The organism is Syntrophotalea carbinolica DSM 2380 (assembly GCF_000012885.1).
Classification (GTDB): Bacteria; Desulfobacterota; Desulfuromonadia; order Desulfuromonadales; family Syntrophotaleaceae; genus Syntrophotalea; species Syntrophotalea carbinolica.
In genome coordinates this window covers 1,332,746-1,351,475 of the sequence record NC_007498.2, presented here as the reverse complement: position 1 = coordinate 1,351,475, position 18,730 = coordinate 1,332,746, and the positions used below count along the sequence as shown (strand labels likewise).

Genomic DNA, 18,730 nt, shown 5'->3' with positions numbered 1-18,730 from the left:
ACCAGTCACTAATCACGAATCACAGGTTTTTTAAAGGATTCAAGCATATGCTGCGACCTATCATCACCCTGCTCTGTCTCACCCTGATGCTGTGCACCGCCGCCGGACCTGCCGGCGCCACGCGCATCAAGGACATTGCACGCCTGCAGGGGGTGCGCAGCAACCAACTGGTCGGCTACGGCCTGGTGGTCGGACTCAACGGCAGCGGCGACAGCGACAGCACCGCATTTACCGTCCGCTCGCTGGTGAATATGATGGAACGTCTCGGCGTCACGGTGGACGTCAACGACGTCAAGGTCGACAATGTCGCCGCCGTGATCGTTACGGCGGAATTGCCCGCTTTTTCCAAAACCGGATCGACCATCGACGTGCTGGTTTCCTCCATCGGCGATGCCGACAGTCTGGTGGGCGGCAGTCTGCTCATGACCCCCCTGAAGGGCGCTGACGGCAAAATCTACGCCGTCGCCCAGGGACCGCTGGCGGTAGGCGCCCTGGCTTTCGGTGGCAAAGCCGCCACCGTGCAGAAAAACCACCCCACCGTGGGCCGGATCCCCGGCGGCGCTCTGGTCGAACGGGAAGTGCCCTTTCGTCTGACTCCGGGCGCCGAACTGCACTACCAGCTGACCAACCCGGATTTCACCACCGTCACCCGCATGGCCCAAGCCATCAACAAGCATTTCCAAAAGACGCTGGCCCGTGCCGAAGACAGCGGCAGCCTTAAAATCACCATCCCTGAAGACCAGCAAAACGAGCCGATCCATTTTATCGCCGATCTTGAGAGCCTCAACATTCGTCCCGACAGCATGGCCCGCATCGTCGTCAACGAAAAAACCGGTACCATCGTCATGGGTGAAGATGTGCGCATCGCCACCGTTGCCGTATCCCACGGCAACCTCAATCTCATCATCAGCGAAAACGACCAGGTATCCCAGCCCCTGCCCTTTTCCGAGGGGGAAACCGTCGTCGTCCCAGATACCTCCATGGAAGTCAGTGAGGATAACGGCAACCTGGTGGTGATGGAAATGGGCGTCAGTATCGGCGATGTGGCCCGCGCCCTTAATGCCATCGGCGCCACGCCCCGCGACCTTATCGCCATCTTTCAAGCCATCAAGGCAGCCGGCGCGCTGCATGCGGAGTTGGTGGTTCTGTAAGGCGTCAGCCGCTAATGCGGTGTCATTTGTCATTTGTCATTTGTCATTTGTCATTTGTCATTTGTCATTTGTCATTTGTCATTTGTCATTTGTCATTTGTCATTTGTCATTTGTCATTTGTCATTTGTCATTTGTCCAGTGTCCAGTGTCCAGTGTCCAGTGTCCAGTGTCCAGTGTCCAGTGTCCAGTGTCCAGTGTCCAGTGTCCAGTGTCCAGTGTCCAGTGACCAGTGACCAGTGACCAGTGACCAGTGACCAGTGACCAGTGACCAGTGACCAGTGACCAGTGACCAGTGACCAGTGACCAGTGACCAGTGACCAGTGACCAGTGACCAGTGACCAGTGACCAGTGACCAGTGACCAGTGACCAGTGACCAGTGACCAGTGACCAGTGACCAGTGACCAGTGACCAGTGACCAGTGACCAGTGACCAGTGACCAGTGACCAGTGACCTTTCCCCTCGCACCTTTCCGCTAAACCTTTGCCTGCCTTATGCCGAAGAGATAGCAAGATACGGAAACATTTCGTATCCAGTACCTTAACGGGAGGCAAAAGCATGTCGAACATCATCAATCCTGCAGTCGCGCTGGCCGCAAGCGGCGGTCAGATGCGCACCGTTTCCACCGGTCCGCGCAACGAAGCCGAAAGCTTGCGCAAAAGCTGCCAGGACTTTGAAGCCATCATGCTGAAAAGCATGCTCAAAGAGATGCGCAGCACAATCCCCAAGGACGGACTGCTGGGTGAAGGCAACGACCAGGAGATGTTCCGCGACCTGATGGATCAGGAAGTGGCCATGCAGATGTCGCGTACCCAAGGCATCGGTATCGCCGAAAGCCTTTACAAACAGCTGGCAATCAAGGTATCGGGAAAAGATGAAGACTGACCTGCAATAAATTTCCTGACTTTTTTCACTTTTTATAAAATAAAGCCTAAAGTTTTTACACACCGCCGCCGATATGTTGTATAGGAAACCCCTGAAACGGGATACCGACGGATATTTTCCACCAACGCCCCTTACAGCCTCGACCGACCGGCTCACAGGGAGGGTAGAACCATGACCATAAAAATCAACGGCAACGGCTTTAACAACATTGGCCCCATCGACCGGGTCAAAAAAACCGACAAGGCCCAAAAAGGCGACAAGGCCGCGCAAAACAGCATCGACCGGGTGCAGTTTTCCTCGGTGATCGCCGAAACCATGCGTACCCGTGAAACCTCTGCCACGAGCGAAACGGCGCGCGCCGAAAAATTACAGTCGCTGAAAGAGCAGATCGCCGACGGCAGCTACAGCCCGGATTCCACCAAAGTAGCCGCCAGCCTGCTTAAATTCCTGGCCGAAAATCCGTCCAAATGATGCACCGGAATGTCATCGAGCAGCTGCTGCAGCTGCATGCCCTGATCCTTCAGGAACGCGAGCACGCCAAGGCCTTGCGCATCGAGGAGATGCTTGCCACGGTACGGGAAAAAGAGCAACTCCTCGCCGGCATCGACCTGCAGCAGGAAAACCTGGACGATCCGCAGGTGCAGGAACTGGCCAAAACCGTGCGCGAAGAAAACCGCCGCAACGCCTACCTTTTCTGGGCTGCGCTGCGCTGGGTCAGGGACCTCATGGGCTTTTTCGGACAGCAGACCTCCGATACTCTTTACGGTTCTAGTGCGGCACCCCGCCAGGTGACCTACGGCGGCGCCCTGCTCTCAGGAAGGATCTGACATGAGCGGCCTTACCGATGCCCTGAATCTCGGGAAAACCAGCCTCGCCACGCATCAGACCCTGCTTGACGTAACCGGCAACAATATCGCCAACGTCAACACGGATGGCTACTCCCGCCAGAGCGTCGATTTAGGAACGGTCCCGGCCCTCAACTTCCGCGGCTTTCAAATCGGCCGCGGGGTTACTGCCAACAACATTCAACGGGCCGAAGATACGTTTTTAAACCGCCAGATCCTCGATAAAAACAGCGGCCTCGGCGAGCAGTCGGCCCAAACCACGCCGCTTGCCGAAATGGAAACCATCTTCAATCTCGGTAACGACAATCTGACCGCTAAAATCGATCAGTTCTTCGACGGCTGGGAACAGCTCTCCGTTACTCCCGACGGCAGTGTTGAACGCGATACGGTACTGCAATACGGAACGCTTCTCGCCGACAGCTTTCACAGCATGTCACAGGATCTGGCCGATCTGTCATCTCAAGTGGATGAAGCCCTGACTTCCAAATTGGCTGAAATCAATCAAAAGCTGGCACAGGTCGCCGACTACAATCAGCGCATCACCACCCTCGAAAGCACCGGCATCAACGCCAATGCCGATCGTGACGGACGAGATGCACTGCTCGAAGAACTGTCTTTCAGCCTCGGCACTCAATCCTACGAGAACAACGACGGCAACGTCAGCGTGCAACTGCCGACCGGCTTGCCACTGATCAGCGGCAATCGGGCGTTTTCCCTGGAAGCGACAGCAACCGCCACGGGCTCCGAACTGCAATTGAACCTCGGCACCACCACCCGACCGGTCGACGCCAATGGCCTCGGAGGGGAATTCAAAGGCCTGCTGAACCTGCGGGATCAGTTTATTCCCCAGGTACAGGACAATCTCGACCGGCTGGCCTATACCCTGTCTACGGAAGTCAACACCCTTCATGCCGGCGGCACCGGTCTCGACGGCTCTACCGGCCAGGACTTTTTCAGCCTTTCGATCAGCGGAGGTGCCGATCCCTGGTCCGGAGCAGCAGCCGGTATCGAAGTCGCCCTGACGGCAAGCAACCAGGTGGCCGCGGGGCAATCGTCAGCCGTGGGCGACAACACCAATGCCCTGCTTATGACGGAACTTAAAAACGCCAAGACCATGGATGGCGCGCACAGTTTCGGCACCTTTTACGCCAAGATCGCCTCCGATATCGGCCTGGAAAGCGCGCAGAACCAACTCTCCGTGACCGGCCTGGAAGATACCATGCTGCAACTGGAGAACCTCCGCGACAGCAAGGTCGGGGTCTCCCTGGAAGAAGAGATGATCAACCTGATCCAATACCAGCGGGGATTCGAGGCTTCGGCCAAATTATTGACCACCGTTGATGAGATGATGGATACGGTCCTGAGCCTCAAACGTTAGCTAGTTTTCGTCCGGAAACGGGCCTTTTCCCCAATCTCTGCGTCAATCTTCTCACTTGCTTGTGCGGCGTAAAAACTACGCCTCCGCGCAAGTGCTCGATTTTCTTGACCTTGGGAAAAATCACTCGTTTCCCTTATGAAAACTACGCAGTGTGCATCCTGAGTTTCCGGATGCACACTAGCTACAGCAGCCAGGGATAACCTCCTTCGCGTCAAGCCAACTTCCGTAATAACCAACGAGGCAGGCCATGAAAACCACCTTGACCGCCACATACCGGACGCTCCAGTCGCAGATAAGTCGTTCGACCGCCAAGATGCAGCAATATCAGGAGACGGCCGCCAGCGGCATCAAACTGAACACCTCTTCGGACGATCCGTCCGCCGTGGCCCCGGTCATCAATGCACAGAGCCAGATCCGTAGCGGCGAACGGTTTCAAAGCACCGTTGTTGCGGCCACCAACTATCTCGACAATCAGGATTCGACCCTGGATCAGCTGGAAAACCTGATGGTGCAAGCCAAGGAACTGGTCCTGGCCGCCGGCAATGGCTCCCTCGGCGATGGGGAAATCGCGGCCTATGGACAGCAGATGACCAGCCTGAGGGAAGAAGCCTTCGCCCTGGCCAACACCCAGGTCGAAGGCAAATATCTGTTTGCAGGCTTCAAGACGGATACCCAACCCTTCCCCGATCCGATGGACCCCACCGACTATCAGGGGGACGGCAACCATACGGAACTGCAGATCGGTCCCGGTCAAAAAGTCGTCACCAATCTCACGGGCGCGGAACTTTTCGGGGGCAGCGACGGTGGCCTCAACATTCTTGCATTGCTTTCCGACCTTGAACAGAACCTCGGCGCCCTGGATACACAGCAGGCCCTTACCCGGCTGGATGATCTGGAAACCGGTGCCGATCAGGTCCGCGGATACCGTAGTAAAATGGGCACCACCGCGGTACGCGTCGAAGAAGCCGGGGTACGCATGCAGGAATTCACCGACAGCATGGAAGTTAAACTTTCCGGCTACCGGGACGCCGACATCATTGAAGCGTACTCCGATCTGGCTCAACAGGAACAGGCCTTGCAAGCAGCCCTGAGTGTGACTGCCAAGATCAGCCAATTGTCCATTCTCGACTACCTCTAAGCGATCCGCAGCCACCGTGAAGGAAACATCCGGCCACACAGTCGCGGGCATTACTTAACCCCGCCGACCCCTCATACACGACCCTTGGAGAAGGGTCCAGCGAAGCCATGGAGGGCGACATGCTGGTTCTGACCAGAAAACCCGGTGAAGGTATCGTCATCGGGGACGACATCAAAATTACCTTCATAGAAACCAAGGGGGCCGGCATCCGTATCGGCATCGAAGCCCCCTCCGGCAAAAAAATCTACCGCCAGGAAATCTACGACCGCATCTGCCTTGAAAACAGGGAGGCCAGCCAGTGGAACCTTGCCGATCTCGATATGCTGACTTCAGCCATGGGGAAGAAGGAGTCGCTATGAAAAAAACCATCATGACACGCTTTGGCGAGGTCGAGTTCGATCCGGAAAACACCGTGCTGTTCGTCGATGGGCTGATCGGTTTCGAGAACCTGCGCGACTTCATCGTTATGCCCAACCGCAAAAACGGGCCGCTGTTCTGGATCCAAAGCGTCGAAGAACCGGATCTCGCTTTCGTATTGACCGATCCGACCAACTTTTTCCTCGACTACAAAGTTGTACCGGATGCTCGGGAACGTGCCAAACTCGGCATCGGCACAGATGATGATTGCCATGCCCTGGCCGTCGTCACAGTGCCGCCTGACCGTAAGGTCACCCTTAACCTGATGGCGCCTGTCCTGTTCGCCCCGGCCACCAACCGCGCCATCCAGGTCGTTCTGGAAAAAAGCCAGTACAAAACCCGGCACCCGTTGCCGGCTTAGCCGGGAGGTCCCCTGTTGGTATCCTCCCCTGACAACAAACCCGAGTCCATGGCAAATCCGCCGGAACCTCAACGGCTAGATTTCATGGCGGAGAATTTCGCGATCTTATCCCGCAGATGGCCGGAACTTGCACGGCATATCGAAAAGGCGGCCGACAATCTGCCGCCTTTTACTCTGGTCGAAAAAACCGACCGTACCCTGTTCATCGACGGCATTCATCTCGCGAGTGCATATAATCGGCAAGCCGAAGCGCAGCTTCAGGCCTCGATGGTGCCCGACGGCAGCCCATGCGCTCACGTCTATGGCATGGCCATCGGGGATCTTCCGCGCATCCTTCTGAAGCGAGATAGCATCAGAGAACTTACCGTTGTGGTCATGAACTGCGCCGTTGCCGCGTTGAGTCTGTACTTTTTCGACCATCGCGACTGGCTTGACGATCCGCGACTCACCCTGGTAGCCGCCGCTCCGACCGACCGGATAAAAGAGCCCTTTGCCGTTGCCCCGGGGCCCCTGCAACTGGCCTGTGATCAGGCATCCCGCCTGCGGGACCTGGTGTGCCTGGAGTTGGCCACCCCCTTTATCCGCAAGCGGCACCGGCCGGACAATCCCCATCTGCAAAAACGCCTGACCGAGAATTCGGAGTTTGTCGCCAACGATCCCTCTTTTACGGAATTAACCGCATCCTCACGGTATCGAACCGTGGTCGTAGCCGCCGCCGGTCCGACTCTGAGCGACCATTATGCCTGGATGAAAGACCATAAACCCGGGCCGATTATCGCCGTCGATGCCGCTCTCAAGCCACTGTTGCAGGCCGGCATCGTTCCCGAGGTGGTGGTGACCATCGACGGTCATGCCGATGTCTACGACCTGTTTTTTGCCGATGTCGACCTTGCCCTGCTACGGGAGTCGGCCCTGGTCTATTTCCCGGTAGTGCAAAATCAAACTTTGCAGCACTGGCCCGGGCGTCGCTATGCAGCATGGTCAAAAGCCCCGATATTTGCCGACCTGACAAAGCGATATCCGCGATCAGCCCTGTTCTCTTCCGGCAGCGTCATTCACCCGGCCGTTGACCTCGCTACACGCCTAACCGGAGAAAATATCATTTTGGCCGGCGCCGATTTCGGCTATCCCAACGGACAAAGCCATGTCGCAGGCTGTGCCCAGGCACAACCCGTCCAGGGTAGTCACTGGGTACTTAATAGCCATGGTGAGCGCATTTCTTCCATCCCCAACCTGCGCGCCTATTTAAGGGATCTGGAGGGATTTATCGCCGGGAAAAACGAGTTGAAATTTTTCAATGCGAGTCCTGAAGGTGCGGCAATATTGCATACCGAACTGCTGACGGAGTTACCATGAAATCGGAAGACGGTCTTTTCACAACAACGATTTTGCAAACGGCCGCAGCTTTTCGTCTCGGGCATGAAGCCGGAGCCAATGAAGACCTTATAGCGATAATCGATAAACTGGGAAAACTGCTGGTTGCTATTCCCCGTGAAACCCTTGCTGACTTTGCAACCCTTATGCAGGTAACCTTCGATGCACAAAAACGTCAGGACCATATCGGCGTTGCCGATCTTTTGGAATACGAACTTTTACATAAACTTCAAACAGCCGGTTTGTTGATCGACTAACTGCACAGAAAGAGGCACTTGTGGAGAATTTTGCTACCTACGATCTCGGGCCGTTTATCGCCAACGACTTCGGGGACCGTTATCTGTATCCGGTTAATCGTGAAACGTTCCACCGCACCAGCGCCAATGTCCTCTACAAAAAGCACTTCGACGGCGGACTCTTTAACGGAAAGACACTGCATATTCTGGTCGGAACCGACTCCGGCATTTTGCTCAAGTACCTGCTTCAAGCCGATCTCCCGGAAGGCTCCAGATATGTCTGCATTGAACTCCCCCACGTCATTGCTCGCTTGACACAGGAAGGACTGTTGGAAAAGCTCCCCGAAAACATTACCTGCGCTCCGATCGATCAACTCAAAAAGATAGCTGATCGATTTCAATTCCAAAACTATCTGTACACGGAAAAAATTATCATTTGGAAATCCCTCGCGGCGGTCGATGCATTTTTGCCCGAATACGCCGAATTGTATTGGGCCACGAGGGACTATATCGATACATTTGCCTGGAAAATAAAAGTCCAACTGGGCAATCATATCTTCCTTTCACGCCAACTGGAAAACCTGACGGAAAATCGAATTTCTGCGGCTTTTCTGCAAAATCTTTTCCCCGGCAAAACCGCGGTACTTTTAGCAGCAGGGCCATCGCTGGACGACCTTCTGCCGTGGGTTCAGCAACATCGGGACAAATTGGTGGTGTTGGCGGTCTCACGTATCGCCCGTCGTCTCAAAGAAGTGGACCTGGCTCCCGACATCTTCTTTTCCGTCGACCCCCAACAGGCCTGTTTCGATGTCAGCAAGGAAATGCTGCATTTCGGCGAAAGGACCCTGTTCGTCAACAGTTTTCATGTTGTACCCCAGCTTATTAGTCAATGGCAGGGTCCAGCCGCTTTTATCGGCAAACGTTTCCCATGGCCGGAGACATCCACCGAAACCTTTCTTAACGCACCGGGTCCCACGGTCACGAACGCCGCCTTTGCAACCGCCATGCAAATGGGGTTTTCTCAAATTATCCTTGCCGGCGTCGATCTCTGCTTCAGCCCGGAAGGCTACTCTCATGCCAAGGGCAGCTACGAGCGGCAAGCCGGTCCGCAATTCCACCAGTTTGACACACAGGTCGAAACCAACCGGGGAATCCGGACGTTTACCACCAGGGCCATGGCCGAAGCCATAACCTCTCTGGGAGATCTGGCCAAATTGGCTTTGGCAAAGGGTTGCAAAACCATCAATCCGACCGCTTTGGCGGCCAAAATCTCCCATGTTGAACACATCCCCCTGGACACTCTGGACTTTACGCCCCTAACCGAACCCGCATGGGAAAAGATCATACATACTTTTCCAAAGGAAAACGATCAAACCCGGAAGGCCTATTTCAAAACCGTTTTGGATAAACTGCAGACGGCCGAAAGACATACGATTAAAGTCCAAAAGTTGGCCGCCGAAGGGCTCAAATGCAACGATGGTCTGTTCGGACGCAATGGCATGCAAGCGGATTTCAAATACAAAATCCGCATGGACAAGGTTGAAAAAGCGATGAATAGGCCCCCCGTGGCAACCTACGCCAATCTTATTAAAGAAATCGGATTACGCCAATTTCTCAAGCTTTCCCCTATTGACGAAGGTGGGGAATGGAGTGATGAACAGGTTGAAGAAACCGGCCGTCTCTATTATGAAGCCTATAGAGACAGTGCTGCGCAGATGCTTCAATACATTCAAAAAGCCATCGGGCGCATTAAATTACGGATGGAGGAAGAGAATCGCGATGCCGATTTAACCCGCCTTATCGAAACCTGGCGGGAAAATGCCGAAACGGGACGTGCCTTGATATGGAACCATCGCCATAACAAGGACAACGATAACCGTCCGGATAGCATAAACCACCGTCTCACAGAATGCATCGCTGATTTCTATGCCTCCATTGCCCATAATCCCGATTATCTTGTACAGGGAACCAAGGTCGGTGCCGACCCGGAAATGGCCCGCCAGCGCATAAGAATTCTTTTCAAAAACAGGGACCGGACAGCCCTGTCCGGCATACTGCAGGGATTGGCCGCCTCAACCGACGACAACAACACACCGATCTATCATCTGGCGGCCGCTTATCTTGCCGAACTTGGAGGTGATTTCGCCGGGGCTTTTGAGGCATATCAAAACGTCCTGGAATCGGCTTCACAGAGCGTGGCAGAAGACGCCTTACGTCGCGTTGCCTCACTTTCCCTGGAACTTGATAACCCCGAAAATGCCCTTTTGGCACTGGAATGCCTGGCGGGTTATTCCCCTGTCTACCTTGCACAATACGCAGATCTTGCAAAACTCCTGGGTCAAACCAAAACCGCGCTCGATGCCTACGCCGATTATCTGGAGCGATTCCCGGATGATTTAATGGTGCTGCTTAAAGTCGGTCAACTTTACCAGCAGCAGGGACAACATGAATTTGCCCAAACGGTTTTTAAGCACATTCTTAATCTGGAGCCTGAAAACGAAGCGGCCAAAAAATCTTTCGAAATCTCGGACAATTTTCTCCGCTCAGGATCGTAAAAAAATCATCGATAACTCCGCATCCGGGAATAACCAACGGATGCGGTCTGCAAACCTGACGGCCGGATAAAATGCATCACATTATTTTTCCAAAACCCCCATGTCGTAGTTTTGACGGGCCACATCACTATATGTAACTTCCACAACCTTTCTACTGGGGATGCGATCCTGAAACACCAACCGCCGTGCAGGAGGGATTGAACTCCCCTTTGGGGACGGTTAAAATGACAGGTTGATAAGCAATGAAATTCAGGACGATTTCCTCCCCGTCTTCTAATCAATGGCCAAAATTTTGACCGAACACCGTTCCCACCCGCCGGGACGCACTTTCCGATGGCAATCCGGCCCCGTTTAACCGGCGCTTATCTACCCCTTTTCCTGCCGATCATAGAATTACAAGCACCACATTTCATCCATACGGCCTTTTCATTCTAGAAATAAGCATCGTTCCCCTCCATCAACACATCAATATCCCGGATAAGCCCCTCCCCGAACAACCACTGGCCTTTTTTTTGCAAAGGATCCCCTCCATATTGCCAATAATGCAATAAAACCCGATAAATGAGTGTTCTTCTCTTGTTGGAGGTGACCCCCATGCTTACAGGCAAATCGATTCTGGTTACAGGCGGTACCGGGTCCTTTGGTCGTGCCTTTACCAGAACAGTCCTGACACGCTACCCTGACATAAAACGGCTTGTCATTCTTTCCCGTGACGAACTCAAACAGTTCGAAATGGCGGAAGATTTCCCCCGGGAGAAATATCCTCAACTGCGCTTTTTTATCGGTGATGTGCGCGACATACACCGGCTTCAACGGGCACTGGAAGGCGTCGATATCGTGGTTCATGCCGCCGCGATGAAACAGGTTCCGGCCGCTGAATACAACCCTTTTGAATGTATCCAGACCAACGTGCTCGGCGCACAGAATGTGATCGATGCCTGTTTTGACAATAAGGTCAAACAGGTCGTAGCACTCTCCACCGACAAAGCAGCCGGCCCCATCAACCTTTACGGGGCGACCAAGCTTTGTTCCGACAAATTGTTCGTCGCCGCCAACAACATGCGCGGATCCCGTGATATCCGCCTCTCGGTAGTGCGCTACGGCAACGTTATGGGGAGTCGGGGGAGTGTCATCCCCTTCTTTCTGAAGAAAAAACACGCCGGAGAGTCCCTTCCGATCACCGATGAACGCATGACCCGCTTCAATATCAGCCTGAAAAAAGGGGTCGACATGGTTTTGGACGCTCTTGAACGCATGTGGGGTGGAGAGATCTTCGTGCCGAAAATCCCGAGTTACCGGATTACCGATGTCGCAGCGGCCATCGCTCCTGAACTATCCACCGAAATCGTGGGGATTCGGCCTGGAGAAAAGCTGCACGAGGAGATGATCACCGAAACCGATGCGTACAACACCATCGAGTTCGATAACTATTTCGTGATCCTGCCATCTATGCGGCTATGGGATGTGGATGCATTTATACGGAAGTACGATGGTCGCCGTTGTCACCCCGGCTTTAAGTATAACAGCGGGACCAATACCGATTGGCTTTCCGTGGAACAACTGCGCGACCTGATCGACACCCATGTGCATTCCAAGCCTTCTGAAAACCAGGGAGTATCTCTGTCGTGGACCCAAAATTCATCCCCTATGGCCGCCAGCAACTAGAACCGGACGATATCGAAGCCGTTATCGATGTGTTGCGTTCCGACTGGCTGACGACGGGACCGCAAGTCGAACGCTTCGAAGCCATGCTGGCGGAAACAGCGGGCACGGATTACGCCGTGTCCGTAAGCAACGGTACCGCCGCGCTGCATACGGCGATGCATGCCATCGGTATCGGCGAGGGGGATGAAATCATCGTCCCGCCCCTGACGTTTGCCGCAACGGTCAATGCGGTGCTCTACCAGGGTGGTACCCCCGTGTTTGCCGATGTGGATCCGCAGACCCTGCTTATCGACCCCGCCTCGGTGGAATCCCGCATTACGGCCCGTACCAGAGCCATCGTTGCCGTCGACTATGCCGGACAGCCCTGCGACTACGATACATTGCGCCAAATCGCTTCGCACCATGGACTTTATCTCATCAGCGATGCCTGCCATTCCCTCGGAGCCGCATGGCGTGGCAAACCGTGCGGTTCCTTGGCTGACCTGACGGTGTTCAGCTTTCATCCGGTAAAACCGATCACCTCCGGTGAAGGGGGGGCCATCGTTACCGGCGATGAGGTTCTCGCCCGTCGCATGCGAACCTTCCGCAACCATGGCATCACCACCGATCACGGCCAAAGGGCCAAAACGGGCAGCTGGCATTACGACATGGTGGAACTGGGATTCAATTACCGGCTCACCGACATCCAATGCGCCCTCGGTATTTCGCAACTGGCAAAACTGCCGGAGTTCATCGGACACCGCCGCCGTATAGCCCGCAATTACGATGAAGCTTTTGCCCCTTCCCCCCGGATTCAGCCCCTCGGTGTGCACCCGGAAGCCCGGCACGGATATCATCTTTACGTGGTACGCGTACCCGAACGTGACAGGATTTTCGGTGCCCTGAGGCAGGCCGCCATCGGCGCCAACGTCCATTACATTCCGGTGCATTTGCATCCCTACTACCGTCAACGTTTCGGTACCGGTGAAGGGTTATGCCCCATCGCCGAAGCGGCCTATGCCGAAATCCTGTCATTACCGATTTTCCCCGGCTTAAGCGTCGCGGATCAAAACCGCGTCATAGACACATTGCACGAAGCTGTCGGCAAGGAGAAACCATGACCAGACCGCTATTTATTTCCGAGGTTTCGAGCAATCATCACCGTGATTTGCAGAGATGCTTTAACTTTATCGATCGTTCGGCCGATATAGGATGCTGGGGGGTAAAGTTTCAACTCTTTCACATTGACGAGCTATTCGCACCGGAGATCCTTGCCAAAAGCGAACTCCATCGCCGGCGACGGGACTGGGAATTACCGGAAGAGTATATCCCTCAACTGGCCCGACACTGCCGGCAGCGCGGCATCGCCTTCGGTTGCACGCCGTTTCACTTGCAAGCGGTTGACGTACTGGCGCCGCATGTCGATTTTTTCAAAATCGCATCTTACGAACTGCTGTGGACGGAACTGCTACAGAGCTGTGCCGCCACGGGCAAACCGGTGATTCTTTCGACCGGCATGGCCACCATGGATGAAATTACCGGTGCGGTAAAAACCCTGCGTGATGCAGGCTGCAGCGATCTTACATTACTGCACTGCGTATCGAGCTATCCCTCCCCTGCCGCCGAATGCAACCTGGCGGCCCTGGACACTCTGCGCAGGGCATTCGACTGCAAGGTCGGCTGGTCGGACCACAGCGTATCGCCGGCAGTGATCAACCGGGCCGTAAATCGCTGGCAGGCTTCCATGATCGAGTTTCATCTCGACCTGGACGGTCAAGGGGAGGAATTTGCCGCCGGCCACTGCTGGCTACCCGAACCGATGGAAAAGGTCATCCGGGACATGGAACAGGGCCTGTGCGCCGATGGCGACGGGGACAAAAAACCGGTTGCCAGCGAATTGCCGGACCGCGAATGGCGGGCGGATCCCTCGGATGGGCTGCGGCCTTTCAAACACATGCGCAAAGGATTTGGCAATGACTGACATTCGGCAAGCCAGAAACACCAAAGACCTGTTCTGCCTCAAAGGACGGGTCGCACTGGTTACCGGTGGCACCGGAAACGGCTACGGCTCCCAGGCCGTCCGGGCGCTGGCGGAAGCGGGAGCGACGGTTTTCATCACCTCCCGCGACCCGGACAGAGCGCAGCAAACCGCCAAGGATCTGCGGGAAAGTGGCCTGGAGGTTCAAGGCCTGGGCCTCGATCTGGAAAGCGAACAGAGCATCGCGCATGTTATCGACACCATTATCTCCAAGACGGGTCGCCTAGACATTCTGGTCAACAACGCTTGCAGCAACCACTTTGAATCGTTCGAAACGGTTTCGCTCAAAGACTGGAATCAGGTTCTCGCGGTCAACATTACCGGCACCATGCTGATCTCCCGTGCAACCGCCCCACATATGCTGCAAAACGACGGGGGCGTCATGATCAACCTCTCCAGCATTTACGGCGTGGTGGCTCCCGATCAACGCATCTACGGCTCCACCGGCACCAACAGCCCCTTGATCTACGGCATGACAAAAGCGGCCCTGATCCAGATGACCCGTTACCTGGCGACCTTCTGGGCACCAAACATCCGCGTCAACTGCCTGACGCCGGGCGGCCTGTTCAACAACCAGGACGAACAATTCATCGATCAATACGTGGCCAAAACCCCTCTGGGACGTATGGCCGGCCCCGACGACCTGAAAGGAGCGGTCCTGTTTCTGGCCTCCGATGCTTCGGCCTGGGTCACCGGACAAAACCTGGTCGTCGATGGTGGATGGACAGCATGGTAGGCGCCATGGAATATCGCGACATTCCCCGTGCCGGGTTCCGTGTTTCCCGGCTCACCCTCGGTACCGTTGAGTTCGGGATGGAATACGGCATCGGCAAGCCCGGCTCGTCCCTCCGACCGACCGCGGCCGAAGCCGAAACGGTTATACAAACCGCGATAGATCACGGCATCAACCTGTTCGATACGGCCCCCGCTTACGGCGAGAGCGAAATCTTCCTCGGCACGATTCTGGCCGGTATCGGCCACGGGGAGCTCCGCATTGCTACCAAAGTCGGCCCTTTCGGCGACGCCGCCATCTCCACCGATGCAGTGCGCCAGAGCCTGGAACGCAGCCTGTGCAACCTGCAGCGCGACCGTCTGGATCTGGTGCAGATTCACAACGCAACCGCCGCTCAACTCTATCATTCACCGCTGATGGAAACCCTGGTCCGCGCCCGGGAACGGGGAGACATCGGCGCCATCGGCGCTTCGGTTTACGGTGAAGAAGCGGCCCTGGCATCGTTGAGGCATCCGGACATCGCCACCCTGCAGATCGCCTACAATCTTTTGGATCGACGCATGGCCGACAAGGTTTTGCCATCCGCCAAAGAGCGTGGCATTGCCGTGATGGGCCGCTCTGTCTTTTTAAAAGGGGCCCTTACCCCGCGCCGCCGATATCTCCCGGAGCATCTGAATAAGCTCAAAAATTTTGCCGAAAAAGCGGCCGCATGGGCGGAAGGCCATGCTCTCACGTTACCCGAGGCAGCCCTGCGGTTTTGTCTGGCGAACGATACCCTAAACTCTGTTCTCATCGGTGTTTCATCGTTGCAGGAGTTGCATACGGCCCTCTCCATAGCCGGCCGGGGTCCCTTACCGGCCAGGCAACGTGCCGAAGCATGCGGGTTGGCCATCGCCGATGAAAAACTTATCGACCCACGCTTCTGGGGGATAGATTCATGACGGAATCACAAAACAGGACATCGAAAAAAGTTATCGCCATCATTCAGGCCCGCATGGGGTCAAGTCGGCTTCCCGGAAAAATGATGGAGCCGATTATGGGGCAACCGCTGATGTATCACATTATTGCCCGCGCTTTGCAGATCCGCTGCGCCCAAGCGGTCTACCTCGCCACCACCGACCAACCGATCGATGACCCGCTGGTCGAGTTAGCACAGAAAATGGGGTTGAAAGTGGTACGCGGCTCCGAAGACAACGTCATGCAGAGATTCTTCCTCGCCATTGAAGATGCCAACGCCGATTACATTATTCGCATCTGCGGCGACGCGCCCCTGTTCGATCCGGAGTTCATGGATCAAAGCACGGCTGCGATGGTGGACCGGGAGGCGGACTGCATCCGCCCGATCTGCAATGGTCCCTCGGCCTACCAGGGTGCGGGCCCCATCTCGCGCCGGGCACTGGAATGGTCGCGTGAGGTTGCACCGGACGATCCCCGCACCTACGAACATGTCACGGCTTACGCTTACGATCACATGGACCGACTGAAAACCGTGCCTTTTGATATCGCTCCAGCCTTTCAAGGGGAATATAAATTATCCATCGACACTCCGCACGATCTTGAATTCTTCCGCAACCTTTATGCGCATTTATACAAACCCGGACAGATCATATCCCTGGAAGAAGCCGTACAATTTATCAAAAAATCAAAACCGGCGATGGCGGACTGATGGACATTCCGGCGTCCCCGCATAGTCCGGAAATTTTCATCCGGTGCGACGGATCCCCTCAACTGGGATTAGGCCATGTCGTTCGCTGTTTAGCGCTGGCATGCGAGCTACGCGATACCTACGGCATGCATCCGGGATTCGCCATGATGGACAAAGGGGTTGCGGAAACCCTGGTTGCCCGGGAACAATTCCCGGTCTTCATAAAACCGGAGGCGTTTGAGGAAATTCAATGGATCGACTCTCTGCTTAACGAGCATCGGCCCAAGGGGTTGATTTTGGATATTCGCACGCAACTTCCCGCCACGGAACTGTATCGCTGGCGCGACGCCGGAATTACGGTCGCGGTTATTGACGACCCCGGCGACCGTCGGCAAGCAGCAGACCTTGCCTTCTACCCGCCCGTGCCCCAGATGGCCAAGGCGGATTGGAGCCGCTTTACCGGCCGCGCCTTTATCGGTTGGGATTATCTGTTGCTGCGACGCGAATTCAGCGTGAAACGAACGCAGCCTCATAACCCGGTTCCTTCGATCCTGGTAACCATGGGCGGAAGCGACCCCGGAGGCTTGACCCTGTTGGCACTGAAGGCCCTCTGCGACGTCACGGAACCCTTCCGTGCCCGGGTGGTACTGGGGCGTGCTTTTTTGCACGACCAAGCCCTGGAAGAACTGCGTCCCGGGTTGCCGGACAAATTCGAGTTTCTACGTGATGTGAGCGATATGCCTGCGTTAATGGCCGATTCCGATCTGGCCGTTGCGGCTTTCGGCGGCACCGCTTACGAACTGGCTGCACTTAATATCCCGGCGGTCCTGTTGGGACTGACCGAGGACCATGCCACCTCGGCCCGTGCACTTGACGATGCCGGAATGTCTATCTCGCTCGGTGATTATCGCCAGGTCCCGGAGACGCGCCTGGCGGAAGCGGTTACGGAGTTATTGGCCACCCCCTCACTGCGGCAAACCATGCGCAATGCCTGTACCATCGTGGACGGCAAAGGCGCACAACGCATAGCCGGGCGGATAAACAACGCGATGGCTCATGCAATGCATAGAAATGCGGCACCAGAAACAACCATGCAGGAGAAGCCATGATCCAGTGGAGTTGCATCGACAGTTTTCCCGGCAATCACACGGCCGCCGATTTAACACGGCCCAGACCCTGTCCGGTTTGCGGCGGCGGCAAGAAAAAAGAGATCCTGGCCATGCCGGGTTTTCAATTTTTCACCGACGACGCCGATCGGCCCAAACATGTCGACGTACGCCAGGTCCAGTGTCTGGAGTGTTTTGCACTGCATCTCGACCCGGCCTATTCCCCGCGGGGCTTCGAAATCCTTTTCGCCGAGGCAGGCTGTTCCTACGGGGCCACGGAAGGCCGCCCCATGGAACAATTGGAATGGCTCAACAAACATAACCTTTTAAGTGAAAACCGCAGCCTTTTGGATGTCGGCTGCTACGAAGGCAATTTCCTGGCCCTGATGCCCGACACCGTCAACCGCATCGGTGTGGACATCGATGCCCCGGCCATCGAAAGAGGTCGCCGAAAACTGGCGGACAAAGGGGTGGTGTTGATCCATGGGGATTTCAACCGGGTCCATCTCCCGGCGACCCCAGATACGATTACCATGTTCCATGTTTTGGAACATTTACCCGACCCCTTCGCCACCCTGATGAATCTCAGGAACCAGTCGGGACCGGAAACCCGCTTGGTCGTTGAAGTTCCCATACTCGAAAACGGCTTCACCAATGACATCAACGGTTTTTTCTCGGTCCAGCATATGACGCACTTTAGCCGGGCCAGCCTGAAAAACGTACTCAAGCGCTCCGGATGGGTTATCGAAGAGCAATTGGAGCAGCCCGGCTACAACGGATGTCGCGTACTCTGCCGCCCGACGGCACCGGAGGCAGAAATCGCCCCGGTGGCAGCCGACTGCACGACACTCGGCGACTATCTCGCACATTACCGGAATACGGTAAGAGCGGCATGCGCAAAATTATCTTCCTTGCCCCGGGAAGGATATGTCGTGATCTGGGGGGGAGGCCTGCATACCGAGTTCCTCTACCATTGCACCGACCTATTCAAAGCCTCCGACCGAAACTTTCTCATCGTTGACAAGGACCCTCTCAAACAGGGCAAAACCTGGCGGGGTATCCCTATCCATGCTCCGGAAATTCTCCGGGATATCAACGATGCAGAAACATCCCTGGTCATTTCCAGTTATGCACACCAGGAAAGTATCCACAGGGAAGCCTCCGACGAATGGCAATGGCAGGGTAAGGTCATTGAACTTTATGACACAATAAGAATTTACTGATTTT

At 55.5% G+C, this 18,730-nt stretch carries 19 protein-coding genes; all 19 read left to right on the top strand.

Annotated features, from left to right (window positions below):
• The first annotated feature begins 47 nt into the window (after window positions 1–47).
• The 19 genes from PCAR_RS06575 (at window position 48) to PCAR_RS06490 (ending at window position 18,726) form a co-directional block, all read left to right on the top strand.
• Window positions 48–1,151: a flagellar basal body P-ring protein FlgI gene (locus tag PCAR_RS06575; protein WP_011340871.1), complete on the top strand. Its 1,104-nt coding sequence runs from the start codon at window positions 48–50 to the stop codon at window positions 1,149–1,151.
• A 555-nt stretch (window positions 1,152–1,706) separates the two neighbouring features.
• Window positions 1,707–2,033 (top strand): rod-binding protein, encoded by a 327-nt coding sequence (locus PCAR_RS06570; RefSeq protein ID WP_011340870.1) that lies wholly within the window; start codon window positions 1,707–1,709, stop codon window positions 2,031–2,033.
• 171 nt (window positions 2,034–2,204) lie between these two features.
• A complete protein-coding gene (gene flgM / locus PCAR_RS06565; RefSeq protein WP_011340869.1) occupies window positions 2,205–2,504 on the top strand; it encodes a flagellar biosynthesis anti-sigma factor FlgM in 300 nt (99 codons plus the stop codon).
• Window positions 2,501–2,860 carry a flagellar biogenesis chaperone FlgN gene (locus PCAR_RS06560; protein ID WP_011340868.1) on the top strand — a complete coding sequence of 120 codons (360 nt, stop codon included), beginning with the start codon at window positions 2,501–2,503 and terminating at the stop codon, window positions 2,858–2,860. Before flgM ends, PCAR_RS06560 begins: the two co-directional genes overlap by 4 nt.
• A 1-nt stretch (window position 2,861) precedes the next feature.
• Window positions 2,862–4,256, top strand: a complete 1,395-nt coding sequence (flgK, locus tag PCAR_RS06555) for a flagellar hook-associated protein FlgK (RefSeq protein ID WP_011340867.1) — start codon at window positions 2,862–2,864, stop codon at window positions 4,254–4,256.
• Window positions 4,257–4,503: 247 nt separating this feature from the next.
• Complete coding sequence (gene flgL / locus PCAR_RS06550) at window positions 4,504–5,394, top strand: flagellar hook-associated protein FlgL (RefSeq protein WP_011340866.1); 891 nt, start codon at window positions 4,504–4,506, stop codon at window positions 5,392–5,394.
• Between the two features lie 119 nt (window positions 5,395–5,513).
• Window positions 5,514–5,753, top strand: a complete 240-nt coding sequence (gene csrA / locus PCAR_RS06545; protein WP_011340865.1) for a carbon storage regulator CsrA — start codon at window positions 5,514–5,516, stop codon at window positions 5,751–5,753.
• Window positions 5,750–6,172 carry a flagellar assembly protein FliW gene (locus tag PCAR_RS06540; protein ID WP_011340864.1) on the top strand — a complete coding sequence of 141 codons (423 nt, stop codon included), beginning with the start codon at window positions 5,750–5,752 and terminating at the stop codon, window positions 6,170–6,172. The genes csrA and PCAR_RS06540 overlap by 4 nt, the downstream gene beginning before the upstream one ends.
• An 84-nt stretch (window positions 6,173–6,256) precedes the next feature.
• Entirely contained in the window at window positions 6,257–7,528 is a 1,272-nt protein-coding gene (locus tag PCAR_RS06535) for a motility associated factor glycosyltransferase family protein (RefSeq protein WP_220431703.1), read from the top strand.
• A complete protein-coding gene (locus tag PCAR_RS06530; protein ID WP_011340862.1) occupies window positions 7,525–7,803 on the top strand; it encodes a hypothetical protein in 279 nt (92 codons plus the stop codon). Before PCAR_RS06535 ends, PCAR_RS06530 begins: the two co-directional genes overlap by 4 nt.
• A gap of 20 nt (window positions 7,804–7,823) precedes the next feature.
• On the top strand, window positions 7,824–10,337 hold the full coding sequence (locus PCAR_RS06525) for a 6-hydroxymethylpterin diphosphokinase MptE-like protein (RefSeq protein WP_011340861.1): 2,514 nt from the start codon (window positions 7,824–7,826) through the stop codon (window positions 10,335–10,337).
• A gap of 594 nt (window positions 10,338–10,931) precedes the next feature.
• Complete coding sequence (gene pseB / locus PCAR_RS06520; RefSeq protein ID WP_011340860.1) at window positions 10,932–12,002, top strand: UDP-N-acetylglucosamine 4,6-dehydratase (inverting); 1,071 nt, start codon at window positions 10,932–10,934, stop codon at window positions 12,000–12,002.
• Window positions 11,963–13,102 (top strand): UDP-4-amino-4,6-dideoxy-N-acetyl-beta-L-altrosamine transaminase, encoded by a 1,140-nt coding sequence (pseC, locus tag PCAR_RS06515; RefSeq protein WP_011340859.1) that lies wholly within the window; start codon window positions 11,963–11,965, stop codon window positions 13,100–13,102. Before pseB ends, pseC begins: the two co-directional genes overlap by 40 nt.
• On the top strand, window positions 13,099–13,962 hold the full coding sequence (locus PCAR_RS06510) for an N-acetylneuraminate synthase family protein (protein ID WP_011340858.1): 864 nt from the start codon (window positions 13,099–13,101) through the stop codon (window positions 13,960–13,962). Before pseC ends, PCAR_RS06510 begins: the two co-directional genes overlap by 4 nt.
• A complete protein-coding gene (locus PCAR_RS06505) occupies window positions 13,955–14,755 on the top strand; it encodes an SDR family oxidoreductase (RefSeq protein WP_011340857.1) in 801 nt (266 codons plus the stop codon). The genes PCAR_RS06510 and PCAR_RS06505 overlap by 8 nt, the downstream gene beginning before the upstream one ends.
• Complete coding sequence (locus PCAR_RS06500; RefSeq protein WP_011340856.1) at window positions 14,749–15,693, top strand: aldo/keto reductase; 945 nt, start codon at window positions 14,749–14,751, stop codon at window positions 15,691–15,693. The genes PCAR_RS06505 and PCAR_RS06500 overlap by 7 nt, the downstream gene beginning before the upstream one ends.
• Window positions 15,690–16,418, top strand: coding sequence for a cytidylyltransferase domain-containing protein (locus tag PCAR_RS17740; RefSeq protein ID WP_011340855.1), 729 nt, complete (start codon window positions 15,690–15,692; stop codon window positions 16,416–16,418). Before PCAR_RS06500 ends, PCAR_RS17740 begins: the two co-directional genes overlap by 4 nt.
• Window positions 16,418–17,506 (top strand): PseG/SpsG family protein, encoded by a 1,089-nt coding sequence (locus PCAR_RS17735; protein WP_011340854.1) that lies wholly within the window; start codon window positions 16,418–16,420, stop codon window positions 17,504–17,506. Before PCAR_RS17740 ends, PCAR_RS17735 begins: the two co-directional genes overlap by 1 nt.
• Window positions 17,503–18,726, top strand: a complete 1,224-nt coding sequence (locus PCAR_RS06490) for a class I SAM-dependent methyltransferase (protein WP_011340853.1) — start codon at window positions 17,503–17,505, stop codon at window positions 18,724–18,726. The genes PCAR_RS17735 and PCAR_RS06490 overlap by 4 nt, the downstream gene beginning before the upstream one ends.
• The last annotated feature ends 4 nt before the right edge of the window (window positions 18,727–18,730 follow it).

Excerpts from the sequence above, each read along its gene's own strand:
- PCAR_RS06575 (WP_011340871.1), top strand. The coding sequence starts at position 48 with ATGCTGCGACCTATCATCACCCTGCTCTGTCTCACCCTGATGCTGTGC.
- PCAR_RS06570 (WP_011340870.1), top strand. The coding sequence starts at position 1,707 with ATGTCGAACATCATCAATCCTGCAGTCGCGCTGGCCGCAAGCGGCGGT.
- flgM (WP_011340869.1), top strand. The coding sequence starts at position 2,205 with ATGACCATAAAAATCAACGGCAACGGCTTTAACAACATTGGCCCCATC.
- PCAR_RS06560 (WP_011340868.1), top strand. The coding sequence starts at position 2,501 with ATGATGCACCGGAATGTCATCGAGCAGCTGCTGCAGCTGCATGCCCTG.
- flgK (WP_011340867.1), top strand. The coding sequence starts at position 2,862 with ATGAGCGGCCTTACCGATGCCCTGAATCTCGGGAAAACCAGCCTCGCC.
- flgL (WP_011340866.1), top strand. The coding sequence starts at position 4,504 with ATGAAAACCACCTTGACCGCCACATACCGGACGCTCCAGTCGCAGATA.
- csrA (WP_011340865.1), top strand. The coding sequence starts at position 5,514 with ATGCTGGTTCTGACCAGAAAACCCGGTGAAGGTATCGTCATCGGGGAC.
- PCAR_RS06540 (WP_011340864.1), top strand. The coding sequence starts at position 5,750 with ATGAAAAAAACCATCATGACACGCTTTGGCGAGGTCGAGTTCGATCCG.
- PCAR_RS06535 (WP_220431703.1), top strand. The coding sequence starts at position 6,257 with ATGGCGGAGAATTTCGCGATCTTATCCCGCAGATGGCCGGAACTTGCA.
- PCAR_RS06530 (WP_011340862.1), top strand. The coding sequence starts at position 7,525 with ATGAAATCGGAAGACGGTCTTTTCACAACAACGATTTTGCAAACGGCC.
- pseB (WP_011340860.1), top strand. The coding sequence starts at position 10,932 with ATGCTTACAGGCAAATCGATTCTGGTTACAGGCGGTACCGGGTCCTTT.
- PCAR_RS06510 (WP_011340858.1), top strand. The coding sequence starts at position 13,099 with ATGACCAGACCGCTATTTATTTCCGAGGTTTCGAGCAATCATCACCGT.
- PCAR_RS06505 (WP_011340857.1), top strand. The coding sequence starts at position 13,955 with ATGACTGACATTCGGCAAGCCAGAAACACCAAAGACCTGTTCTGCCTC.
- PCAR_RS06500 (WP_011340856.1), top strand. The coding sequence starts at position 14,749 with ATGGTAGGCGCCATGGAATATCGCGACATTCCCCGTGCCGGGTTCCGT.
- PCAR_RS17740 (WP_011340855.1), top strand. The coding sequence starts at position 15,690 with ATGACGGAATCACAAAACAGGACATCGAAAAAAGTTATCGCCATCATT.
- PCAR_RS17735 (WP_011340854.1), top strand. The coding sequence starts at position 16,418 with ATGGACATTCCGGCGTCCCCGCATAGTCCGGAAATTTTCATCCGGTGC.
- PCAR_RS06490 (WP_011340853.1), top strand. The coding sequence starts at position 17,503 with ATGATCCAGTGGAGTTGCATCGACAGTTTTCCCGGCAATCACACGGCC.